At 26.0% G+C, this 22156-nt stretch carries 19 protein-coding genes; 2 read left to right on the plus strand and 17 right to left on the minus strand.

Annotation, left to right across the window (positions count from 1 at the left end):
* Positions 1 to 73 precede the first annotated feature (73 nt).
* Positions 74 to 1456, plus strand: a complete 1383-nt coding sequence (locus tag IC758_RS12270) for a peptide MFS transporter (protein ID WP_227437294.1) — start codon at positions 74 to 76, stop codon at positions 1454 to 1456.
* Positions 1457 to 1541: 85 nt separating this feature from the next.
* Here IC758_RS12270 and IC758_RS12275 read toward each other — a convergent pair whose 3' ends face one another.
* From IC758_RS12275 to IC758_RS12295, 5 genes are all read right to left on the minus strand, one after another.
* Complete coding sequence (locus IC758_RS12275; protein ID WP_227851577.1) at positions 1542 to 3335, minus strand: aminopeptidase P family protein; 1794 nt, start codon at positions 3333 to 3335, stop codon at positions 1542 to 1544.
* 236 nt (positions 3336 to 3571) lie between these two features.
* Entirely contained in the window at positions 3572 to 4963 is a 1392-nt protein-coding gene (locus tag IC758_RS12280; RefSeq protein WP_227437297.1) for a peptide MFS transporter, read from the minus strand.
* Positions 4964 to 5422: 459 nt separating this feature from the next.
* The gene (locus IC758_RS12285) at positions 5423 to 6565 is read right to left on the minus strand and encodes a peptidylprolyl isomerase (RefSeq protein WP_227482760.1); all 1143 of its coding nucleotides are present in this window, start codon (positions 6563 to 6565) and stop codon (positions 5423 to 5425) included.
* 110 nt (positions 6566 to 6675) lie between these two features.
* Entirely contained in the window at positions 6676 to 7911 is a 1236-nt protein-coding gene (locus IC758_RS12290) for a hypothetical protein (protein WP_227835409.1), read from the minus strand.
* Positions 7912 to 7994: 83 nt separating this feature from the next.
* Positions 7995 to 8429 (minus strand): hypothetical protein, encoded by a 435-nt coding sequence (locus tag IC758_RS12295; RefSeq protein ID WP_227824057.1) that lies wholly within the window; start codon positions 8427 to 8429, stop codon positions 7995 to 7997.
* A 265-nt stretch (positions 8430 to 8694) separates the two neighbouring features.
* Here IC758_RS12295 and IC758_RS12300 point away from each other — a divergent pair, with 265 nt between their 5' ends.
* Positions 8695 to 9072, plus strand: coding sequence for a PadR family transcriptional regulator (locus IC758_RS12300; RefSeq protein WP_227824058.1), 378 nt, complete (start codon positions 8695 to 8697; stop codon positions 9070 to 9072).
* Positions 9073 to 9131: 59 nt separating this feature from the next.
* On the opposite strand, the gene IC758_RS12305 is transcribed toward IC758_RS12300, so the two are convergent.
* From IC758_RS12305 to IC758_RS12360, 12 genes are all read right to left on the minus strand, one after another.
* Entirely contained in the window at positions 9132 to 10043 is a 912-nt protein-coding gene (locus IC758_RS12305; RefSeq protein WP_227824059.1) for a helix-turn-helix domain-containing protein, read from the minus strand.
* A 78-nt stretch (positions 10044 to 10121) separates the two neighbouring features.
* A complete protein-coding gene (locus IC758_RS12310; protein WP_227824060.1) occupies positions 10122 to 10385 on the minus strand; it encodes a hypothetical protein in 264 nt (87 codons plus the stop codon).
* 27 nt (positions 10386 to 10412) lie between these two features.
* Positions 10413 to 10784 carry a hypothetical protein gene (locus tag IC758_RS12315; protein WP_227835408.1) on the minus strand — a complete coding sequence of 124 codons (372 nt, stop codon included), beginning with the start codon at positions 10782 to 10784 and terminating at the stop codon, positions 10413 to 10415.
* 265 nt (positions 10785 to 11049) lie between these two features.
* Positions 11050 to 12279, minus strand: a complete 1230-nt coding sequence (locus IC758_RS12320; protein ID WP_227824061.1) for a hypothetical protein — start codon at positions 12277 to 12279, stop codon at positions 11050 to 11052.
* Positions 12280 to 13989 (minus strand): hypothetical protein, encoded by a 1710-nt coding sequence (locus IC758_RS12325; protein WP_227835737.1) that lies wholly within the window; start codon positions 13987 to 13989, stop codon positions 12280 to 12282.
* The gene (locus IC758_RS12330; RefSeq protein ID WP_227860496.1) at positions 13989 to 16115 is read right to left on the minus strand and encodes a hypothetical protein; all 2127 of its coding nucleotides are present in this window, start codon (positions 16113 to 16115) and stop codon (positions 13989 to 13991) included. The genes IC758_RS12325 and IC758_RS12330 overlap by 1 nt, the downstream gene beginning before the upstream one ends.
* Positions 16112 to 17875 (minus strand): hypothetical protein, encoded by a 1764-nt coding sequence (locus tag IC758_RS12335; protein WP_227824064.1) that lies wholly within the window; start codon positions 17873 to 17875, stop codon positions 16112 to 16114. Before IC758_RS12335 ends, IC758_RS12330 begins: the two co-directional genes overlap by 4 nt.
* A gap of 10 nt (positions 17876 to 17885) precedes the next feature.
* Positions 17886 to 20066 (minus strand): virion structural protein, encoded by a 2181-nt coding sequence (locus IC758_RS12340; RefSeq protein ID WP_227830657.1) that lies wholly within the window; start codon positions 20064 to 20066, stop codon positions 17886 to 17888.
* 1 nt (position 20067) lies between these two features.
* Positions 20068 to 20397, minus strand: a complete 330-nt coding sequence (locus IC758_RS12345; RefSeq protein WP_227830658.1) for a hypothetical protein — start codon at positions 20395 to 20397, stop codon at positions 20068 to 20070.
* A gap of 31 nt (positions 20398 to 20428) precedes the next feature.
* A complete protein-coding gene (locus tag IC758_RS12350) occupies positions 20429 to 20743 on the minus strand; it encodes a hypothetical protein (RefSeq protein WP_227830659.1) in 315 nt (104 codons plus the stop codon).
* Between the two features lie 35 nt (positions 20744 to 20778).
* Complete coding sequence (locus tag IC758_RS12355) at positions 20779 to 21657, minus strand: hypothetical protein (protein ID WP_227830660.1); 879 nt, start codon at positions 21655 to 21657, stop codon at positions 20779 to 20781.
* A 7-nt stretch (positions 21658 to 21664) separates the two neighbouring features.
* Positions 21665 to 22150, minus strand: coding sequence for a hypothetical protein (locus IC758_RS12360; RefSeq protein ID WP_227824069.1), 486 nt, complete (start codon positions 22148 to 22150; stop codon positions 21665 to 21667).
* Positions 22151 to 22156: the final 6 nt, after the last annotated feature.

Below are 22156 nucleotides of genomic sequence, written 5' to 3' on the forward strand. Positions count from 1 at the left end.
TTTATAAAAAAAACATATACTCATATAGTGTGGAAAAATTTTGTTAAATTATTGGTCTGGAGGTTCTCGACATATGTCAATTTTAAAAACTCAAGAAAAGCTTAAACAGCCTAAGGATTTATATTTTTGTTGTTCAATATTTACATTTGTAGGACTTGCATACTATGGTATGAAATTAGTGCTATTGTTATTTCTAGCTGAGCAAGTATCTAAAGGTGGTTTGGGATTAACACCAGCAGAATCTGCATCAATGCTTGCATCTTTTTTAGCATGGACTTATTTTTCTCCAGTTATTGGTGGATGGGTTAGTGATAGATTTTTAGGTCCGAAAAATTGTATTATGCTTGGAATGATAATGGTTTCAATTGGCTACTTTTTAGGATATCTGGCAAATAGCAAAATGGATGTAAACATCATGATATTCTTGTCTGGATTAGGAATAGGTTTTTATAAGGGAAACTTACATACCTTAGTTGGAAACTTATATACTAATGATGACCCAAGAAAGGATGGCGCTTTTTCTATTACATATATGGCTACTAATCTGGGAACATTATTCGGTCCTTTAATCTGTGGTTTGGTCGCTAATGAATGGTTCGCTATGAAAAATGGTACTTCTATAAATATGTATGGTTACAGATATGTATTTTTATTTGCTTCAATTACTGTTTTAATAGGCTTATTATTCTTTATATTTGGTCACAAAAGATTTTATAAATCTTCAAGTAATGAATTTAGTAGTCAAAAAGAAACTATAAAGAAATCATTAGAATATAAAAAATTACTTGCTTCAAAACCATTAACTTCAGTTGAGAAAAAAAGAATAATAGTAATATTAATATTAGCTTTTTTTACAGTATTTTTTTGGATAGCATATAATCAAGCTTCTATGTCTATAGCTTTGTATACAAAAGAACACATAAATCTGACTGTTGGTAATTTTCAAATACCAACCTCATGGATAGATTCATATAATGGTCTTCTATGTGTCATCCTTGGCCCTATATCTGCTCTAGTCTGGGTAAAATTATCTCAGACTAAAAAAGGCGATTTAAGTGTACCTTCAAAAATGAGTCTAGGGTTTATACTATTAGCTATAGCATTTTTATTCATGATAGTCGCAGTTATACAAACAGGAACTAACCCTAATTCAATTCAGAAAGCAAGTGTATTTTGGGTAATTGGATTTTTAACATTCCAAAGTATAGGAGAGATTTGTTTTTCTCCAGTTGGATATGGTATGGTAAATAAACTTTCACCAGAAAAATATATTTCATTCTTAATGGGTGTTTGGTTCTTAGGTAAATTTGCAGCAAATAAATTATCTGGTTATACACAGGCTATTATAGACCACCTTGGTATGTTACAAGTATTTATAGTAATCCCTTCATTTTTATTGCTATTTGGAATTATATTACTTATAATGAATAAAAAACTTGTAGAATTATCAAAGTAAAAACTATGTTTAAGTTTAATAGATAATATATCAAAAATCGAGGCATTAAAATGCCTCGATTTATTTATAGTATTCAATTACAAAACTATATAGCTCTAGTATAAACTTTTAACCATTCTCTTTCTTCACCAGTTAGGAAAGGAGATATCTTATCATAAACTAATTTATGATACCAGTTTAAATAATCTTTTTCATCTTGATTCATTAATTCTGGAACTATACCATCTAAATCAATAGGAGCTAATGTAACAACTTCAAATTCCATAAATTGACCATAAAAATTCTTTTCAGCTTTTCTAACTACTATTTCATTTTCTGTTCTTATACCATGAGAACCTTCTATATATATACCTGGTTCATTAGTAGTTACCATTCCTTCTTCAAGAACTGCACTATCAAATCTTTCAGGAACTACTCTCCATCTAAATCCATTTGGAGCTTCATGAACATTTAATACAAATCCTATACCATGTCCAGTTCCACATTGATAATCTATTCCCATATTCCACATACAACTTCTAGATAATATATCTAGGTTGTATCCTCTACAACCATGTAAGAATTTAACCTTAGAAAGATTTATCATACCTCTTGCTACAGAAGTGAAATGTAATTTTAATTCATCACTTATAGATCCTAATACTGTAGTTCTAGTTATATCAGTAGTTCCATCATAATATTGTCCACCTGAATCTACTAAGAATAAACCTTCAGCTTCCAACTTATAGTTTGATTCTGGAGTTGCACTATAGTGCATCATAGCAGCATGCTCTTTATATGCAGCAATTGTATTGAAACTTGGTTCAAAGAATCCTTCTTGTTCTCTTCTTAGTCCCTCTAATTTTTCAGTAGCACTTATTTCAGTTATTTCTATCTTACCTACATTATTCTTTAACCAGTACATAAATTTAGTGAAAGCTACACCATCTTTAACATGTGAATTTCTTATGTTCTCTAATTCTACCTCATTTTTTTGGGCCTTAAAGAACATTACTGGATTAAACTCATCAACTTTTTCAACTCCACAAGGTATATTATTGTAAATTGCATAGTTAATCTTAGTTCCATCAACTAAAACTTTTTCATCTTTATCTATATGTTTTACAAAATCATATACATCATTATATGGTTTTATTTTTACATTTTCTTTAGCCAATTCATTTAATATCTCTTCATTTAATTTACTTTCATCAACAAATAAATAAACTTCTTTTAAAGTTATCACTGCATAAGAAAGTACAACTGGATTGTATTTAACATCTCCACCTCTTATATTAAATAACCATGCTATGTCATCAAGAGTTGTTATTACATGAGTAGAAGTACCTTTTTCACTCATTTTTTCTCTCAATCTAGCTAACTTTGAACTAAAACTTTCTCCACAGTATTTAACATCTAATAAAAATGCTTTACTATCTGATAAAGCTGGTCTATCTGACCATATGCTATCTATTAAATCATATTGGTATTCTACTTTTATACCTTTTTTAGATAATTTTTCAGCTAATGTAGCTCCTTCTTTAGCACATATAACTTTACCATCAAAACCTAAAGTTCCACCTTCTGGAATATTTGTATATAAATATTCATCAGTAGTTGGGCAACCTTCTTGTCCCATTTTAAATAATTTTATTGTACTTCCTTCTAATTGAGATTCTGCTTGTATAAAGTATCTTCCATCTGTCCATAATCCAGCTTCATCTTTAGTCACAATAACTGTTCCAGCTGAACCATTGAATCCTGATATAAATTCTCTTGATTTGAAGTAATCTCCTACATATTCACTTTGATGATTGTCAGAAGACGGAATCATATAAGCATCAATATTTTTTTCTTCCATAAGTCTTCTTAATTCATTTACTCTGTCTTTTATATTCACAACAAGACCTCCTCAAAATAATAGTTTGAATAACTAAATATATAAGTATGTAAAGTTTATTACATAAATTTTCCTTTTATATAATTTATATAAATCTTATACACTCTAATTATCACAATTATAATTTTAATTACAATATCTATCTATGTAAAGCTTTTTTTCATAATTAAAGAGGAAATTACGTTTGATTTTATATTCAAATGTAATTTCCTTTATTTTCACTAATTAAGTGTGGATTATTTTGTTTCTGTTAACAAATCCATTGCCATTAATTTTGTCAATATATTTCTTAATCCAAGTAATATTAAACCAAAGATTATTAAGACTCCTGCTATTCCTCCAAAGATTTGCAAAAAACCTAATGTAGCTGTAAATCCAGCAATTTTTCCTGATAACAAACTAGCAAAAAAACTTGTCAGATACCATGCACCCATAGATAATGTAGCGTATTTAGCTGGAGCTAATTTATTAAACATTGCAAGACCTATAGGAGACAAAAATAACTCCCCTACAGTTGTAAATATATAGGTTACTACTATAAAAAGTATGCTAGCCTTTATTGTCCCATCTGAACCATTGGCTAATGTGGCCAATACCATAACTATAAAACCAAGACCCATTATTATCATTCCCAACCCCATTTTAACTGGAATAGAAAAGTCGCCTCTTTTAGTGTTAGATAATTTAACCCACAAAGCAGCTAATACAGGGCATAAAGCTACACATAATATAGCATTTAACGATGTAAGCCATGCCACTGGCATTTCAAATCCAAATAGAGTTCTATTTACATTGTCTCTTACATAAATCATAAATGAACTTTGTGTTTGATAGTATGCTGTCCAAAATAAAACTACAAATAAGAATAATACAACCATTGCTATGATTCTATTTTTCTCTAATTTAGTAAGTGGTCCATACTCAATTTTTTCACCTTTATTTCCCTTAGTAACTGGATGTTTTCCAACTTCTTTTAGTAGCTTTGGCGCAAAAAGTGTAAATATAATCATACCAAGCATCATACCTATACCACAAACTAAGAATGCCATCTTATATCCATAAGACACTATATCTCCGTTTACGCCTCTTACTGCAAATACATTATCAGAAAGCAGTCCACATATGATTGGAGCTATGAATGCACCTACATTTACTGCCATATAGAATAAACTATATGCTGCGTCTTTTCTTGATACCTCGGTTTTAGGATATATATCACCAACTATATTGGAACAACTTGATTTAAAAAAACCATTTCCTAAAATGATTATTGATAGACCTACCCAAACCATATTAATAGATGTAGATGATGCAAACAAAACAAAGTCACCTATTGCTATTAAAAGTGCACCTATAGATATACATTTTTGTTGACCTAAAACTTTATCTGCCAACCAGCCACCAATTAATGGTGTAAGATATATAAGACCTGTAAACAAACCAAACATTGAAGTTGCTTCTTGAGTAGAAAGTCCTAGACCACCTTGAGTTACACTCGCTGTAAAAAATAATACCAACAAAGCTGTTAATCCATAATAACTAAATCTTTCCCATAAAATTGTCATACAAACAAGCCAAAAACTCTTCGGATGACTAGCTTTTTTAGATACGCTTTCAGTATTTGACATAAAAAAACGCCCCCTTATTATTTTTATAGTTAAATTCAGTACTAAGATTAGCTTAATCATTTTAACACATACTTATAATAGCATCTTTTTTTATATTACTCAATAGATTATTGTTAATATTTTCATTTTTTTATTATTATTTTTAAAATTATGAAAAATATTCTTTTTTAAGTATTTTTAAAGAATAACTTTAGTATATATATTTGAATAGTATTTTTTTAGCTTTTAAATTTTTTTATTTATTTTTTTTATATTTTATATAGATTTTCAATGAAATAATTTAAATTCAAAATACGTTTTCATTGTTAATTTATGCATGTTATTTTTTTATAATTTCATTTTTAGGCGAATTAATTTTATGATAAAATAATAAAAGCTGTTTAAGTTCTCTATTTAAGAACAAAAACAGCTTTTAGATATATATATTAATATTTTCTTCTTTTAATAAATTGATTTAATCTATTGCTTTGCTTTCATTTGATATTTATCTGTAATTTTTACATTGTATTTTTCCTTTAAATCATTTATAAGTAAGTTTTGCTTTTCTGATGTTAAAGTACTTACTAAATCTGATTTTACTTCTTCAAATGGTTGATATTTTTCATCTGTTTTCTTAATTATATGGTATCCATAATCACTTTCTACAAGCTTACTAGATATTTCTCCTTTTTTCAAAGCAAATGCAGCTTTTTCAAAAGATTCTACCATTTGACCTTTTCCAAAAAATCCTAAATCTCCACCTGATTCTGCACTACTATCTTCAGAATACTTTTTAGCTAGAGTAGCAAAATCTTCTCCAGCTTCAGCTTTTTTAAGTATTTCTTCTGCTTGTTTTTTAAGTTCAGCTTTTTTACTATCACTGACTTGTTTACCTTTATCATCAACAGTTTTTATTAAAATATGTGAAGCTCTAACTTGTAAATAATTGCTCTTGTTTTTGTCATAATAACTTTGTGCATCTTTATCTGTTACTTTTGATGCTTCATTTAAGTATTTTGATGCTATTAGTTCTTTTTTCATATCGTCTTTTATATATTTCTCAGTCAGGTCAAATTGCTTTAGAAACTCTTCTTTTGTCATTCCCATTGCAGATTCTATGCTAGACATTAGATTATCATATTGAGAATTTAATTCGTCATTAGTTATGCTTATCTTTTCTTTTGCTGCTTCTGAAGATAATATATCTGATGTAATCATAGTCTCAATCATATTTGATTCATATGAACGTATTTCATCATCACTCATAGTATTTTTTGCATTTAAATAAAATAATGGCTCCATTCTTTTTCTTAACATTTCCCCTGTAATTTTTTTATCCCCAATAGTAGCTACTACTTCATTACTATTATAACGCTTTGAAGTGGCTGGTAATTTTCTTCCAGCTTCTTTTCCAGAGACATAGCCTCCACCCAAGCAAATTGCCCCTACTGCAACAATTGCTACAATTGCTTTAAGCTTTTTACTACTTAATTTTATTTCTCTTTTTTTGATTTTGTTATCAGTATTTTTTTCACCTGACACATCATCTTGTTTAGAACTTACATTTTCTGAATTTTTAATTTCATTCAATGTATTATCTTTTGAATTTTTTTCTTCAGACATTAATATCCTCCTTAAATTTAATTGTACAATACTTCACTTTTATTATTTTACATTAAAATAATATTAAATGTGTGAATCATAAATGAAACTCTCATGAATTTAAAATGAAATTAAATATTTCTTAAACTATATCTTATGAAATTTCTTCCTATTTTTGTATCTCCATACTTTAACATTTGTATAACTTCATTTTTTTCTTTTTGCAAATAAATAGAACATTCTTCTAAAGACTTAAATATCTCTAATACTTCGCCTTTTTTATTTACTAATTCAATCTTTTTCTTTCCACCTCTTTTGATTATAGACTTATATTTTTTAAAATATTCATCATATTCTTCATCAATACACTCAAACTTATAATTCATTTTTATTGTTTCAATCTTATCATTAGTTAAAATTTCATTTCTCCTTTTATCAGAAAGTCTTGTACTAAATATTTTGTCATTAAGAATATTAAATATCTCAGATGGAGATTTACTATTTTCTAGATAGCTCCACTCATTTTTACAGTATTCTTCTACATTTAACACTTTACTTAAATAATTTATAGCTTCTCCAAAGTAATCCATATATCCATATTTTAAATTTTCTCTTATGTAGCCAAGTGGTACCTTAAGATTTTTACTACATTGAATATGAGTATCAAAAGTCTTCTCTTCTTTAGTATATAAGTTTATTGCTTTTATACTTCTTCCTCGTTTTATTTTTATTTCTTTTATGTAATTTAAATCTTCTTCTGTTAAATATTCATTTATACCAATTACTTGCTTTTCTTCAACTTCAGTAGTGTTTGTTACTAAAATATTATTTTCACTTCGCTCAATTTCTTCAAATTTTTTAGAATCTGTTTTTTTACTTTCAAGCGGTATTTCTTCTTTATTTAAGTTGATAGATTCATCAGTAATAAATACTTCATTTTTATCTAATTCTATAGTATTTTTATTAATTAGTATTTCTTCGCTATTTATACTTTTTTCTATTATTTCTATATCATCAATTATTATTTCTACTTTATTTAAAGTTGTATCATCATTATTAACTATTAATTCTTCTTTATCATTGTTGATTATTAATTCTTCTTCAGATAAGACTTTATTTTTTTTATCACATACCACTTCTTCTTTGCGTAACACTTTATCTTCTTTATTAGACAAATATTCTTCTTGGTTTAAAGACTCATTTTCTTCACTTACAACTTCCTCTTTACAGCATAATACCTTTTTTTCTTTATCAATTAAATTTTCTTCATACAAAATTTTTTCATTTTTTAATATTATTTCACCTTCTTCTTTTGCTGCCTCAACTTTTTGTCTCTTTTTCATAATACCAAACCACTTTTTTAACACTCAATGTTCCTCCTAATACTTTATCTACTCTTTATATTGCCATACAAAATATTACTTTGTCAAAACTCTTATTTGGTATATAACTACTTAATACTATTTTCTTGATATTTTTTTGTTAAATCAGTTTTCCAAATAATATAATCTATAGCTATTCCAAGTGTAAGCATTATTCTTCTTATTGATAAATCTTCTATATCAAAATCCTCATCAATAACTTTTCCACAATCAACTTTTGGCATAATAGCTTCCATAATTTTGTTTAAAACTATATCTTTTGCTAAATCACACTCTTTAGAAAAATGTTCTTCATTATCACATAATGACTGTGCTAAAATAACTAGTAATTTTCCTATAGTTAAAAAACCATGTTTTAGACTAAAATTTTCATTATTATTAATTTCATCATAAAGCTTATTTATAAAATTATCTACTATATTGGTAACTATATTGTTATCTTCTTCATTTATCCTTTTTATTTGTTCTAAAATAGTTTCTTCTTGTATATTGGTATTACACATGTTTATTCACCATTCCTTTATTTGAAATTTTATTTATAGCTTAAAAACTAAATATCTTCTAACTTATTAATTGTTGTTTGCGACTGTTGGATGTTATATAATAATAATCAAGTACGTGTAAAAACTATACAAAAAATATAAGTTAAAATTCATAGTGTATATTCAATTATATTATTCAAATACATAATGTAAATTATTTATCATGTAAATTATTTATTAAAACTGTATCAGAATTTGTAAAATAATATTTAAAAGGAGAAAATATATGAAATATTCAACAATGGGTATGAAAGCGGTAAATACAAAAGAAAATGATAATAAATTTTCTAGTAGTATATTTTTAGAGCTGTACACGTTAAATTTGATGATAAAAAAAGACGATTGTGTTTATGGAAAGGAAGTTACAGATTATATAGGTAGTTTTAATTTATCTTGGAAACCTAGTAATGGAACTATGTATCCAATAATAGAAAAAATGCTCACAAAAGGTCTTATTGAGGTTGCAGCAAAAAAAGAACGTAAAAAGCTCTATAAAATAACTGAAAAAGGTAGAACCTATTACAATGAAAGGTCTGCAGACTTTAAACAAATGCTAATAGAATCAGCAAATTTTTATAATACTATTGCGAACGAATTAGAATAATACTCAAGAAGACCACTCTTTATATTAGAGTGGTCTAAATCTTATAAGAGTAATAATTCTTACTCCTTTAAATAATTAATCAATCTTACAGCTTTTCTCAATTTAGATTTTGCACAGGCTCTTTTTTTATTTATTGTCCCTCTACAAAGACCAAATAGCTCTGCTATTTCTGAATCAGTATTATCTTTCATATACCACATTACTAATATTCGTCTTTCAAATGTTGTAAGATCCTTAAAAATATTAGAACACGTAATTCCATTAATCCAATTATTATTTAAAAATTCATCATCGTATATATTTATAGCTACATCTTTTTCAATTATCGCAATTGACAATTGTAACTTATAAAAAAGCTCGACATAATCGAGCACTTCGTCTATTTCTTTTTGTGCATTTTTATCACAAATTGTTTCTTCTATAGGTAATTGTTGGTCAGAATCATATATCTTACATATTTTTTTCTGATAATATAGACCTCTTGCTATTGGGTCTTTAGATAGTTTTTCTAAATGTCTAAAGACATAATAATGAAAATTTCTTTTGACATGATTGTGAAAAGACGGCTTTGTATCTTTATATTTATGACACATAGATAAAAAAATAGCGCTTATCTCCTGTTGTATGTCTTCTTTGTCATTATTTGAAAATATACCAACTATTTTTGCAACTGTCTTATCTGCTACCCTTTGACCATGGCCATTCACAAAATATGAATTTAATTTTAGTCGTTCATTTTCTTCCTCTACAAATAATTTAATAAAACTTCTTATTGAGTAATCTTCTATAGAATATTGTCCATACACTATTAAAGAGACATACTTATTTAACATTGTTCTAAATGAATTAATTAATTCTTGTGCGGCATCTCTTGAACCAGCTTGTAACTCATATACCAAATCATGTATTCTTTGATATTCACTCATTCCATACTTTTGCATATTATTTTTATAAGTTATTTTTTTCTCCATATTATATACCTTCTTAGCATTATATTATCATTTCTTATCCATTAAGATTATAAAACTATACATTTATACAAGAAAAATTTACTCAAGTAAATATCTTCTTTCATTAAGTAAACCAGGAACTGATTTATCAGCCATTTTATCTATGTACTCAAAGCATTTTGGATGTATATGCCATTTAAATTCTTTTTTTCTTTTATATTTATCTATTGAAAATTGTTCTGGCATTATTGGCTTATTACATATTTGACATATCATTACCTCTCCTTTTCCTGGTGGCTTTGGAACTCTACCGCCTGTAGTGTAATGCTTTGCTTCTATATTTTTATCAATAGTAAAATTCATATTTCTCCCCCCATAAGCTTGATAAAATCATATATAAATTTCAGTAATATCTTTATGTACATTCTCTTTTGATTTTAATATCATATTTTTGACATCATAGTTCAATTTTAATTCTATTTTTTTAGTTTCACAGTCTCTTATCAAGTCCGTTAACACATAACTTTTTATAACAATTGTTTTTGTAATTGAATTGTAAAGCTTTATATTAAACAACAAGTTTTTATTTTGTAAATCAAATTTCAAAAAATAATATTTTAAGTCATCTTTATTTATATTACATATCACCACATTATTAGCAAATAGTTTTAACTCATCAATAATTTTAAAAATAAGATTTACTATTTTAGTTACTGTTTTAATTTCACTTTTATTTTTGTATAATAAATGTATAGTTTTCACCTCCTAATCTTTAATGTCGCTCTATCTATCATTATTAATGATAAATCTAAGCATAAAAGTATATAGGTCAATTGTCACAATTGACAATTTAAAAATAAAAAAAAGTCTTTCAATAAAGACAAAATTTTTTAATATTTTATTATAAACCTTAAAATATTTTATTATAAATCCTAAATCAGCACTATCAAAATAACCACCCCCAAATTTGTACTACTAATTATATCATATGCAAAATGTTAAATACAATCATTCACACTTAAAAACACTACAAGTCATCTCCATAATAGGTATAATTTATATCAATACTCTTTATATTTATTTCACTATAAATTTCACCTATTCTGCATTTAAACATCAATTTTTTTGTAGGAGGTTTAAATGGAAAAGTATCTACTATTTTATGATGATATTCTCCTTTATCTTCATAATATACGTCAAATATAAAGTCTTTAGAATATTTTCCAGTGTCACTGCTATTATTAAAGTGGGGCGTTATACCTGTAATCATTACATCTTTCTTTTCATCAATATTACACTTAAAACTAAATGTAGAAGATTCATAATTATTATAATAATTTATATAAGCTCCTAAGGATTTTATACCATAAACAAAAGTTCTTAGATTTGTTTCACATTCTTCATAATTATAACCTCTTAAAACTATTTTTATTTGATTAACTTTTTTATTAGGAAAGTTTATTCTAAATGCTCTAACTGAATTTGAAAATTCATTTGTTAAATTATTCTGTGTTATTGCTGAATGATATTCAATTCCCTCTACTTCTTCCCAATAGCTGGAATCTCCAAACCTTACATATACATTTTTTACACTACATAAAAATGGATGTATATATATTTCATTCATTTCTAATGTAGTCATAATATCCTCTGGAAGAGTAATTTCATACTCTGTATCTAAAAAATCTACGAAATTACTTGTAACTACTCTTTTTGTCCAATATAGATTATTATCTTTAGAAAAAGGTGCATATAAATCATTATCCTGTTCTGATATGACACCAAAACTAGTAATTTTTGTCTTAACCGAAAGACTTTTGGGAATAAACATAGAATTTGATATATCATCAAAAACAGCCAATTTTGAAATCTTTTTTGAAGGTCTTATAGTTATATCTGATGTTACATTGTTTATTATAGCTCCAAATGTACTCTCCTCAGTCTTACAATCTTGAGGTAATATTATTTTTCTTCTTGATTTATTAGACTTTTGTATATCAATATACTTATTCAATAATTGATTATACTTTTGTATCAAGTTTAAATTTACAGCTTCCAACTGAGCATTTTCAAGTTTTATCAAACTTATCTTATTATTTAATGTACGTTCTATCTCATTAGTTTTATTGAATAAATCTAGGATATCATTTAGCATATTATTCTGATTATCATTATGCATTGAACTTTTGTTTATGGCTTTATATCCAAAATCATTCCTGTTTGATACTGGTAAGTTATTAATGATAAGTTTATTCATCTAATCTCCCCTTACATCATAAAATATGTCTATCTCTTCTTGTATATTGTCAATTATATCTACAAAACTTCCATAACTATAATTTGAGTCTATAAGCACTTCTTCTTTCATTACACCTAATCTATCTATTTTACCACTTAACTTTCTTATATTATAATCTATCTGATTGTACATCGAACTTGTCTTACAACTTTCTTGTGGCCCCCTATACCTATTATTAAATCTTACAGCATTTGGAACTTCATCTAATACCCTGTTTGAAGTTTCGTCTACTTTACCATCTACATGAAAAATCTTACTTTCTACTTTAGATTTATTACCTGAATAATCAGTTGTATAAATCCTAAACATATAATATCCTTTTTGTAGAGATTGTGTCATCACTGTTTCTCTTTGGGTCTTATTGTATACAATATGTGAATTATTTAAAATAATTGGATTAATATCACTTTCTACAGGATGTAAACACCAATTGTACTCTTTTATGCCTGTAGTAACTATTGTGGTGGCTATGTTCGATTCTGTTACTGTTTTTGTACTTAAATCTATTCCTTCTACATAATATTGATATATACTCCCTGTATCTTTAGAAGTATATTCCAAAATGACTTTTCTATCTTCAGTAGTATACTGATTTGTTATACTTGGTTTAATTGGAATAGAGGTATCTCCAGGTTTGTCTTCAATAGACGTATTTTCAGTTAGTTGTTTCATTCTAAAAATAGTATTTGCCAATATCTTCTTTTCATCTTCCTCTATATCTTCAATATCATTTATATTGTGTCCTATTTGAATCATGGCAGTATTATTCCATGTTGTAAGATAATATGAAGCAGCTCTTTCTTGTGAAGTAGACCAATTCGACTCTCCTTCTGTTTTTTGTGGTATTATATTAAACCATATATCTCCATGTGCAAAATTAGATGTAGTATGGGTATATGATATTTTTATCTTTTCTTCTTTATTTACAATATTCCATGGATATAATGCAACTGAATCTAATTTATTTACAACTACTTCATTTCCCCATACAGAACTTGTAAATCCATAGCCTTTATCAAAAAATATATTCTCTCCTTTCCATTTTCCAATCTTTACATTAAAAAACTCCCTTAACTTATTTAAACTTTCATCTTCTCTAAATATGGATGAAATTAAATCATGACTAGCAATAACACTTCTATTTGTATTCATAAATTCAAATATAGAATCTAATGCTATCTTATTTAACTTATTTTCATTAGTATAATCTTCACCACTAGAAAATCCGATAACTATTACATCATAAATGTACATACCACTAGTATCCTTTAAAAAATCATCTGGATTTTCACAAAATTCTTTGTTTGATACAGGAGTTACATTTATCTTAGCCATACCATATCCTCTTGCATCTTCTTTGCAAGGCTCTTCCATCCATTTTTTTAAAGAAGCAGACTTCTTAATACTCCATGTAATACCTCTATAACATTTAAAACTAATTTCTTCTCCTATGTCTGGATGTATATTCAATACCTTTATGTCACTTTCTAATTTTTCTAGTTCACATAAAGAAATAGGTTGAAATATTTCATCAACAGAATTACCAAAATCATCTCCTATTTTTTTTCTAAATACTCTGTACAAGTGAGGTGAACTTGATGTATTCTCCCAACTTAAACTAACCTTATTTTCTTTATCAGATGATTTAGCATATAGTGTTATTGACATTATTCAGCCACCACCTTTATATTATTGATTACAGGAGTAACAGATATATCTGAAGTAGATAATTTAGCCATTACTCTATATCTTATTAAGCTATCATCATTTATAGATTTTAACTTTTCAATTGTTGATGGCAACATATGTCTATATTTTATAAATATTCTAAAATACTCAGCTGTATTAATTTTTATATCTGGTCTTTGGTATTGTGGACTCCTTTTTTCTCTTAATTCAATATTTATAGGGTCATTTGGGCTAATCGTATAATTAGGGTCAAATTTTGTAACTATATTGTCCATATTATCTATAGATTTTATTGCATAATATTTAAGAGAATGAGGATTTATATCTTTCACTAGAGAATTATACGTTATTCTTTTCATTTTTGGACCAGCAAATATATAATCACTATAAGACATTAGATTAAAATTATGCTTGATGGTTTTTAATGGCTCGGATAAATCTAATTCACCAAGTAAAAACATTATTTGAACTTTATTTTCTCCCTTTTTTAACTTAAATGCATACTTATTATCTTTTTTAAATACTTGTCTTCCATTTACAAGTACAACTACATCAAAAACTTCCTTGTCTTTGTCAAAACTAAAATATTTATTTTCTATTACAGTATCTTCAAGACAATTAACATATTGACTCATTACCATATAATTCCATACGCTTTTACACATTATTTCCATCATATTTGCATCCATTGGAGCTATTCCAGTAACTCTATGTTTTGCATAGTCATTTATAGATACCTTCAATGAACTTGGATATTCTTGATTATATTTATCACTTACATTCAGCCTCTCAATCATCCATTGTGAATGTCCTGTTCTCATTTCAATAGAATTTAAGTTTACATGTTCTGGAAGTTGTTGTATATAAAACAGAAAATTTTTTAATTCTATATCAAAGTCACGTCTTCCAAATAAATCAGATGTATAATAATTAAGTAGTTTTTCTTCTTTGCATAGAAGATTTAAATCTAAAGCTACACCTGGCTTTATATTCTTCCATTCTACACTATTATTTTTATCTTCTATACCTATGAAATATGATATATTCGTCATAGGTGGTATTTTATTTTTAGGATTTAATGTTATATTTGATATAGGTGCATCAATTTTAATTTTATTACTTGTATACACACTAGTTTTAGAATACTTATCATTGTAAAGTGAAATATTGTTTAATACAAATAATGAACTTAAGTTATCTATTTCTTCTTGGTCAATTTCATATTTTTCAATTATAAATTTAATCGATAAAATATCTTCTTTGTTAAATCTCCATATATTATTTCTTTCTCCATGATATTTAAACTTCTCTTTAAAATTCTTATTATCAGAAGAAATTAATAGTGTTATAATGGTATCTTGTAGTGAGTAACCGCTCAACTCAATTCTAGATACTGTTTTAATATCATCTAACACTAAGTCAATTGTAATTATTTGAGTTTCATTTTTAATTGGCATTATATTTAATGATATGTTTTCATTAAGAGCCTCATTTAATATTAAATTTAGATTTGAACTTGTACCTATCTCTTGCCCATTTAATAATATTTTCAAATTTGACTTACTTAAATCTATTTTATCATCTGGGGTTGAATGAAGTTCATTTCTAAGTGTAGATGTATTATAATCTATTTCACAAGTTGACTTAGGTATATTATTTTTTACTAAGTTTATAGTATTTGTATCTTCAAGTGTATTAAAAGTTATAACATAGGGGTAATAAGCCATTTTTTGGCTTGAAAATTCATTTGCTATTTCTGAATAAGCAATAATCTTATTTGCTTCATTATATATATTTATTATTTCTAAATCATATTTATTTACAGTCTCTATAAAAGACTCTACATGATTATTATGTACTTCATAAATAGATTTCAAATCATCTTCTATATTTTTAAACATATTATTAAACTGTTCTTTATCTGAATTTTGATATGGTAATAATGTAATTGGCTTAAAATAAGGCAAACCAATTATTTTCTTTTCAAAAAATTCACTTATAAACTTATTTACTTCATAAAAAGTCACTAAATCTCCATTATTCAAAAGCCTTTTTATTATCTCTTCTTCTTTAATTTTTAATTGATACTCTTGAATGTTCATCATATAATTTCCTCCGAACCTACATCTATACTATAACTATATACTATAGGTGACTCATCAATTATTTCCTCTGGTCTATATAACTCTATTTTTAATCTAAATTCTTTTACATCATTAAGCATATCAACATATGTAACATTTTTATTTCTATTTACAATTGATACATTACTATTTACTACTATTGTACAAGAGCCATACTGAGTTCTATGTCTTGGTCTTATCCTAGTCCATACTGAACCATCATCAAAACTTATATAATATTTAATATAATCATCAATTTTGTTGTTTTTATCTGTATATTCTATAAATCTTTTAGGTATGTAATCTTTAGAATTTAAAGTAATTGACCTTATATTTTCATTTGATAAAAATTTACGTGATAGATATACTCCATATATATCATAAACTTTGTATTTAAGATCAATATTTTTTATGCCTATAACATATCTCCTTGCACTTACTTCTTCATATTGAAATTTATAAATATCTTCACTTATCTTTTTATAAAACAATTGAGATTTAACATACTCTCTTGTCAAAAAATTGTTTATTGTTTTTGTAGATGGATAAATTATATTTTTATCATCATGATTATATTTAAGCCCTATTAATTCTATACTTTTTTGAGGTTTATCAAATTGTACATAATCTTTCTCACTGTCATAAAAAAAATATGGAATTCTAGTTGGATTTATATTTAAAAAATACTCTCTACATACTTTAGTAAAATTACTGTCCTCTTGTTCTAATTCAACTATAATTTCTTTAACTATACTCGATTCAAATGTTATTATATGCTCTTCATCTAGATATTGATTTAATTGTAATATTTGAGCATTTTCATATTTATCTCTTACAACTATTCTTTTTATTATAGGATTATGTAGATTAACATTTGGCCTTGGTATACCAGAAATTTTGAACCAATTGATATTAACAGGTATCTCCAAAGAAACTTTAAAATGTAGTTTTAAAACTCTATCATCACTTATCCAACTTATACCTTCTTTGTACTTAAATCCAACCATTCCAGTTTTTATTTTTACATCAGATTCTAAATTATACATTTCAAACTCAAACCAAGTATCATCATTTCCATCTAACATATCTGATAAATATATATGAGGGTCATCTTCTCCAATATATTTTATTTTATTATAAGATGGATATATTTCATGTGTATTTCCAGGAAAGCCATTTGATATATCTAAAACTTGTATATTTATATTGTCATTTAAACATTTACTCGATGTTGTTGCTAATGTTAATGCTCCATATAATACACTGCAAGAAGTATTATTCAAGTTATTTCTATTACTAACTTTTACAAAGTCATCTGAATAAATCATATTACTTACTGTTTTCAAAGAGTCTACTTTTTTATCTAGTTCATTTATCTCTGTTTCTATGCAGTTTAATTTTTTCATTAATATACCAGTATCTTCTTTAACATCTTTAAAATATACTTGTAAATCATTTCCTATTTTCTCACAACTACACATTAAGACATGCATATCATATTTAGCTTTTTTTAACATATCACTATAGTTTGAAAATGATGGTATATATACTGCCTCATAGAATTTAAATGATGGTTTTCCAAGTTTATTATAAAAATCAATAATCATATTCTTAAATTCGTAAAAATACTCTGCTTTAGTTTTTATTTTTCCAGAATCAAAATCTTTGTTTAAATCATCTATTAGAATTTTAATCCTTTCTTCAAACAATATATTTGGCTTTTTATATTTATAATTATTCATATTATCACCTTTAAAATGTATCTACCATATATTTTATTTCTTTTAAAGCAGGTGTTAACCATCCATCTTTAACTGTATTTCTTCTAAATAATGCTTTTAACTTTATTTTTGATACTAAATGTTTATATGATATATCTATGATATACTTATTCTCTATCTCTCTATTAAAATAGATTGAGTTCTTAAATATATAAAATTGAAGTTTGTCATTTAAATTATCAAAATTCTTATAACTACTTCCATTTTCTGATATATCTGTCACATTTAGAGTTTCTATTTCACAGTTAATATTCTGATTTAATGTGTCTACCACTTTTACATCACAATAATCCACTGTAGACTCTGTAAATGGACTGTATTTAAGTTCAAAATTTGATTTATTTTCTCCATTAAAAGATTCTATAGTTGTTTCTAACTTTGATGCAAAATCTACAGAATCACTGCCCCTTACAGGCTTATAACTTATACTATATACTGCATTATAATCATAATTAAATATTTGAATACACCAAAAAAATCCAGTTTTTTGATTTTTATGTATATAAAATCCTTCACTATCTAAAGGTATCTCTTCTCCATCTTTCATTACTTTATAAACGATTTCTGCTTCAAATCTAAAATAAGCTCTAGTACTTCCTGTTATAAATAAAAGTTCAGATTCTATAATCTCCTTATTCATTGGCAATATAGGAATCCAATCTTTAGCATCTGGATTATCAGATACTGTAATATAGTATTCTATGTCGGTGACAGTTTTTCCAAGTGAATTTTTAGGATGTAGTTCATCAGTTACTATCTGTACACTTTTTATATTAGAATTTAAATTTAAAGATTTGCTTATATAAAAGCCAGTTCTATCAAAATGATTATTATAGCATCCTAAATCATATAAACCATAGTTGTATTCATATTTTAATACCTTGTGATTCAACTTGTCATTTCCAACTATTCTAGATAGTAGCTCATCATAAGAATCTGATAATATTCTATCATTCATTTGTTGCCATAGAGAATTAACCATTTCTCTATCATAGTACACTGGTTTAAATACAGCTTTACTTACTTTTTCTTTTCTATCATTTTCATTATTAAACCAAAGTAAATTTTTATTTACCTCAGTTGGATTATATACATATGTTTCTCTTATATAATGTTTCTGTGTAAATAATATGTATATCCTCTTACATATTATTTCTGGAAATCTAAATGTAACTTTATCTCTAGTAAAAACACTTTTTAGTGTTTTGTCTTTATTATCTGGTGTTACTAACTCTATCAACACTTCATCTTCATCATCTGTCATTTTATATCTTATAGCAACTATATCAATAGGATATTTTGTAAATGGAGTTATGTTTATTTCGTTTATTTTATTAATAGATTCAAAATTAAGTTCAAGGTCACAAACTGCCCCAGAGTCTATTCCATAAAAATAATTATCTCTTACATATAGAGCTTTTGGTTTATTATTTTCAAACGAAACACTTAATGGAGCATCTGACAGTATAGTATCACTCCAAAATGATGTTGGATTTCCATCTATAGCATTTTCAAGAGATGTTCCATTATTGTAAGATTTTATAAATCCTTCACCAAGCTGAAACTTATAATTTAAAGATGCTGTTGAGACTTTATTATCATATCTTAACATGTTATCTCGTTTTAAAAATGGTAATGTTAATATGTTTTCCTTTTCATCAAAATTAACATAACACTTTTCTGGTATCCATTGACCATATCTATCTTTTTGAATACTTCTACTTTTATCGAAATTGTTTGAGTTTCTAAATCTCTCTATTATAAATTTAGGCATATGTTTAAATGAGGTAGAATATCTACAACTCTCTAGTTTATCTTTTATTTGATTTATCTTTGTCGCTATACTATTTATATATGATGTACTCATACTATCATACTTTGATATCAACTCACTCATTGAGTTAACTACACCAAAACTAGTCAGTAAATCTATATACAGTTCGTTCATAGTCTTATTAATTGATTGAGAATTAATACTTATTTCATGCTCATCTAAGCTCGTTATCAATGTATTATTTTTAATTTTTGTCTCAAATTCATTTTCTAAAATTTCTCTTTCCTCATCAGTAGAACAATTGGATGTTATTTCTCTTACAACAGCTTCTATAATCTCATCTTTTATTTTACTTATATTCAATGAAGTATTTGGCATATTACATTCCAGCCTTTAATTTATACTTTTCATGACATTTATTAGATAGATTAATTAACTCATTTACAGCCATTTTTACATCTTCTTTAGTTTTCATTACTTCAAACTCTATCTTAGTGCCATTCCATTCTGATTTATTCCATTTAATAGGTCTAATTCCTTCTTTTAGCAACTTAGTCCACAGAGATAATTTATGAACTTCATACATATTTTCATCCATTAATTCTAATTCTCTAGTTAATTGTTTTCCTATGATAATACCACTTTCCATAGTATATCCTTCTAAACTTTCTTTTGAAATGAAATACTTATCTCTTTCAAAACTGTGCATAAAGTTTCCTCCTTATGTTTATATTATGATTTTATATTCCTTCATTATTTTTTTCTTCTTTTATTTGACCATTGATAATTATTAAATCTTTATTAGTTATTATCACTTTATTTTCATCAAATGATATTCCTTTTTTTAACAAAAACTCTTCAAATAAATTTTGAATTTCAGGTAATATTAAATCTTCTTTAACTCTTTGTATAACCTCATCTATGATTTGCTCTTTAGACCCTAATATTTTTTTACCATCATATTCAAAATATCTTTGAATTATATTTATTAAGTACGCATCAACTTTATCTAAACCTTTTACATAAATATTCTCTTTTTTCTGTTGTATTCTCATATTTCACCAACTCACCATATTGTCTATATACATTACTATTTTTTCTTACTTATGATCTGCATCAAGACTTTTTCAACCTCTTTATCACTATTTTCGTAATCATCATATATAAGATAAATATCTTCTTTTTTATCTCCTGATACAGTTTCATAAATATTTATTGTATCTAAATTTCCTTCTTCAGCATAATTAAGTACTATGTCTTCAGTTGCATTACTTACTTTTATCAATTTATCATCATTTTTAGAATCTCTTAATATAGTTGTTACATCATTTAATTCTGGATATTCAGTATCTGGGAGTCTTCCTAAATCAGGATTAATTAGCCCCATTTGAGCTTCTGTAAAATCATCACTATAGAGAAGTGCTATTGCATTAATTTTAGGTGATTCTCCTGCTAAATTTGACCATATCTTAGCTCTTACTTTTACTGTTTTAGGTATATCTTCTTCTTTTTGTATAGTATATGGTACAGTATTATTTGCTCTTATCTGAAGCACTTCTTTTTTATCAGTTACTAGATAATAGATTACTTCCGAACCATTTGGTATAGTTTGGTCTACAATCAGAAAAAAATTATTTAATGAAGAACTTTTATGTTCATGAGTATAAATATCAACTGAATTATATTCTCCAAAACTGCTACCTTCATTTAAATATATACAAGTTTTATCAAAATCAAACTTTATATCACTACTATTTTGGACATCAGAATACTCCTTATTTTTAAATTCATTTATAAATAAGGAATTTGCATATCTATTATTATCAAAATTAAATAAAGCTCTATCAAAAAATAAATTATCTGAATAATAAGATATATCCTTTTCAAATGAATTTTCAATCATATCTTCATCAGTATACAGTTTATCTATTATATTTTTTCTTGAAATCTTAGTAAATTTTTCACTCATAACTCACCTATAATAAAGAGTGCTGCCCTGTTAAATATTGTTTATCAAAAACAGGTACTACACTGTATTCACATTTATTTAAAGTCTTATGCACGTATTTTATCTTATCAACTTGATATTGTATCTCAACAAAGTCTGTAGGAGAAAGTTCTATATGAATATATAAAATTTTAAACTTAGAATTAAATGTATAATTCCTATTATTTAGCTCTATGTTATTTACACTCACTTTTATAGACTTACTTACTGTCCCACTTATAGCCTTAGATACATCCCACTTTTGATTCGAATTGTACTCTAGCACCTTATTTTCATTCAACAGCACTTCAACCTTTGGATTTGGTATTTCTGCTAATAAATAACTTTGCCATCTTTCTCCTATCTTTTCATTTACATACAATTTATAACTTATACATTTTAGATTTTTTATCCTTGAAAAAGTTATTGTATTTTCTGTATATATTTTTGAAAGACTATTGATATTATCATACATATGTAC

The sequence above is a fragment of the Clostridioides sp. ES-W-0016-02 genome (genome assembly GCF_020641035.1).
Lineage (GTDB): Bacteria > Bacillota > Clostridia > Peptostreptococcales > Peptostreptococcaceae > Clostridioides.

Coding starts and splice junctions, on each gene's coding strand:
- IC758_RS12350 (WP_227830659.1), bottom strand. CDS start 20,743: ATGAGAATACAACAGAAAAAAGAGAATATTTATGTAAAAGGTTTAGAT.
- IC758_RS12305 (WP_227824059.1), bottom strand. CDS start 10,043: ATGGAGAAAAAAATAACTTATAAAAATAATATGCAAAAGTATGGAATG.
- IC758_RS12355 (WP_227830660.1), bottom strand. CDS start 21,657: ATGAGTGAAAAATTTACTAAGATTTCAAGAAAAAATATAATAGATAAA.
- IC758_RS12270 (WP_227437294.1), top strand. CDS start 74: ATGTCAATTTTAAAAACTCAAGAAAAGCTTAAACAGCCTAAGGATTTA.
- IC758_RS12335 (WP_227824064.1), bottom strand. CDS start 17,875: ATGAATAATTATAAATATAAAAAGCCAAATATATTGTTTGAAGAAAGG.
- IC758_RS12330 (WP_227860496.1), bottom strand. CDS start 16,115: ATGATGAACATTCAAGAGTATCAATTAAAAATTAAAGAAGAAGAGATA.
- IC758_RS12320 (WP_227824061.1), bottom strand. CDS start 12,279: ATGAATAAACTTATCATTAATAACTTACCAGTATCAAACAGGAATGAT.
- IC758_RS12360 (WP_227824069.1), bottom strand. CDS start 22,150: ATGTATGATAATATCAATAGTCTTTCAAAAATATATACAGAAAATACA.
- IC758_RS12345 (WP_227830658.1), bottom strand. CDS start 20,397: ATGCACAGTTTTGAAAGAGATAAGTATTTCATTTCAAAAGAAAGTTTA.
- IC758_RS12325 (WP_227835737.1), bottom strand. CDS start 13,989: ATGTCAATAACACTATATGCTAAATCATCTGATAAAGAAAATAAGGTT.
- IC758_RS12295 (WP_227824057.1), bottom strand. CDS start 8,429: ATGTGTAATACCAATATACAAGAAGAAACTATTTTAGAACAAATAAAA.
- IC758_RS12310 (WP_227824060.1), bottom strand. CDS start 10,385: ATGAATTTTACTATTGATAAAAATATAGAAGCAAAGCATTACACTACA.
- IC758_RS12300 (WP_227824058.1), top strand. CDS start 8,695: ATGAAATATTCAACAATGGGTATGAAAGCGGTAAATACAAAAGAAAAT.
- IC758_RS12280 (WP_227437297.1), bottom strand. CDS start 4,963: ATGTCAAATACTGAAAGCGTATCTAAAAAAGCTAGTCATCCGAAGAGT.
- IC758_RS12340 (WP_227830657.1), bottom strand. CDS start 20,066: ATGCCAAATACTTCATTGAATATAAGTAAAATAAAAGATGAGATTATA.
- IC758_RS12285 (WP_227482760.1), bottom strand. CDS start 6,565: ATGTCTGAAGAAAAAAATTCAAAAGATAATACATTGAATGAAATTAAA.